This is a genomic window from Vibrio cionasavignyae (genome assembly GCF_050337155.1).
In the GTDB taxonomy this organism is placed as follows: Bacteria; Pseudomonadota; Gammaproteobacteria; order Enterobacterales; family Vibrionaceae; genus Vibrio; species Vibrio nomapromontoriensis.
In genome coordinates, this window is record NZ_JAKJSR010000056.1 from 1 (window position 1) to 2,222 (window position 2,222).

Sequence of the window (2,222 nt, forward strand, 5' to 3'; positions counted from 1 at the left end):
AGTTCACGAACTTCCATTTCTACTAGTTCTAGTAGCTCTTCGTCATCAACCATGTCACATTTGTTCATGAATACGATGATGTAAGGGATACCAACCTGACGGCCTAGTAGGATGTGCTCACGAGTTTGAGGCATAGGGCCATCTGTTGCAGCAACAACAAGGATACCACCATCCATTTGTGCAGCACCAGTGATCATGTTTTTAACATAATCCGCGTGTCCTGGACAGTCAACGTGTGCGTAGTGACGCGCTGGAGTATCGTACTCAACGTGAGAAGTAGCGATTGTGATACCACGCTCGCGCTCTTCTGGAGCGTTATCGATAGATGCGAAGTCTTTAGCAACACCGCCGTACACTTTTGCAAGTGTAGTACAGATAGCAGCTGTTAGAGTTGTTTTACCGTGGTCAACGTGGCCGATAGTACCAACGTTTACGTGCGGTTTCGTACGTTCAAATTTTTCTTTAGACATGAGTTGTCCCTCTAGGTACGGATTAAAGTGGCTTAAATGACCACGCAACCAAAATAGTTTGGCAGTAAGTATATATCAAAAAGAAATAATTGCTTTGAGAGCTGGTGCTGATACCCAGATTTGAACTGGGGACCTCACCCTTACCAAGGGTGCGCTCTACCGACTGAGCTATATCAGCGCTCGAAATGTTGGAGCGTGCAGCGGGAATCGAACCCGCATCATCAGCTTGGAAGGCTGAGGTAATAGCCATTATACGATGCACGCAACAGGTTAACTCTAAGAGCTATTTCCTTAGGAATATGGTGGAGGGAGATGGATTCGAACCATCGAAGGCAGAGCCGTCAGATTTACAGTCTGATCCCTTTGGCCACTCGGGAACCCCTCCATACTTATATCCATTTTCAATATCTGCTTACGTCTTAGGTAAGGAGAAAATGGTGCCGACTACCGGAATCGAACTGGTGACCTACTGATTACAAGTCAGTTGCTCTACCTACTGAGCTAAGTCGGCATAAGTGGAGCGCATTTTATTGAATGAAGTCTGTGGATGCAACCGTTAATTTAAAAAAAAATTGCTTTTCCTATACATTCTTTTCTTTCACCTCATTTTTGCGTGAATTTTCATCAATTCCGCGTGTTCTGTTGCATGATTTATTTGATTTATTCGTCGCTTGAGGTATGTTCAGCACTCTTTATATGGAAACCTTGATGTTTGGTGAGTTATGAGCCCTTTTATGTCCTTTAGTCGTGAGCAATGGTCAGCACGCAGAAATGCTGTACCTATGACACTGACAGAAGAAGATTTGAAAGAACTTCAAGGCATCAATGAAGACCTCACCATGCGCGAAGCCACTGACGTGTATTTACCCCTTTCGCGCTTGCTTAACCTCTATGTCGCCGCAAGACAGCGACGTAACTCAGTGTTACAAGAGTTTCTCGGACAAAATGAACATATGCCGCCGTTTATTATCGGCATTGCTGGCAGTGTTGCTGTAGGGAAAAGTACCACGGCACGTTTACTTAAAGCGCTGTTAAGTCGCTGGGAAAATCATCCAAAAGTGGAGCTGATTACAACAGATGGCTTTTTGTATCCCAACAAAGTGCTGTTGGAAAAAGGGCTAATGGCCAAAAAGGGCTTTCCTGAATCCTACGATATGCGCCGATTGGTTCAGTTTGTTTCTGACGTTAAAGCATGCAAACGCGACGTAGTCGCGCCAGTATACTCTCATCTTACTTATGACATCACTGACGTGGAAAAGGTGGTGGACTTGCCCGATGTCCTCATTATTGAAGGGCTAAATGTTCTACAAAGCGGCATGGACTACCCACATGACCCACATAGGGTCTTTTTATCTGACTTTTTAGACTTTTCGCTTTACGTCGATGCCGACAGTGAATTAATTGAACATTGGTACGTACAGCGTTTTATGAAGTTCCGCCACGGGGCCTTCACTCGACCTGGGTCTTACTTCAGTCACTACACCCAGTTATCTGAGGCGGAAGCTGCGCAAAAGGCCAGTAACATTTGGCGCTCAATTAATGGTAAGAATTTGGTGCAAAACATTCTGCCGACACGGGAAAGAGCGCAGCTGATTTTGGAAAAAGGCGCGAATCACTGTGTGGAAAAGGTGTATTTGAGAAAATAGGTTCTATGGTTCTATGGTTCTATGGTTCTATGGTTCTATGGTTCTATGGTTCTATGGTTCTATGGTTCTATGGTTCTATGGTTCTATGGTTCTATGGTTCTATGGT

Annotated in this window: 2 protein-coding genes and 4 tRNA genes; 1 reads left to right on the top strand and 5 read right to left on the bottom strand. The window is 44.6% G+C overall.

Annotated features, from left to right (window positions below):
• The 5 genes from L4D74_RS25010 to L4D74_RS25030 all read right to left on the bottom strand — a co-directional run.
• On the bottom strand, positions 1–470 hold a 470-nt coding region (locus tag L4D74_RS25010), incomplete at its 3' end, for a GTP-binding protein (protein WP_428755108.1).
• Positions 471–572: 102 nt separating this feature from the next.
• Positions 573–648: transfer RNA gene (locus L4D74_RS25015), tRNA-Thr, on the bottom strand.
• An 11-nt stretch (positions 649–659) separates the two neighbouring features.
• Positions 660–734 (bottom strand) — tRNA-Gly (locus L4D74_RS25020).
• A 36-nt stretch (positions 735–770) separates the two neighbouring features.
• A tRNA-Tyr gene (locus tag L4D74_RS25025) sits at positions 771–855 on the bottom strand.
• Between the two features lie 50 nt (positions 856–905).
• Positions 906–981 (bottom strand) — tRNA-Thr (locus L4D74_RS25030).
• Between the two features lie 211 nt (positions 982–1,192).
• Between L4D74_RS25030 and coaA the strand changes: the two genes are divergently transcribed.
• Complete coding sequence (coaA, locus tag L4D74_RS25035) at positions 1,193–2,116, top strand: type I pantothenate kinase (protein WP_428755110.1); 924 nt, start codon at positions 1,193–1,195, stop codon at positions 2,114–2,116.
• The last annotated feature ends 106 nt before the right edge of the window (positions 2,117–2,222 follow it).

Bases quoted from the DNA above. Each gene is read 5' to 3' on its own strand.
- coaA (WP_428755110.1), top strand. From the start codon at position 1,193: ATGAGCCCTTTTATGTCCTTTAGTCGTGAGCAATGGTCAGCACGCAGA.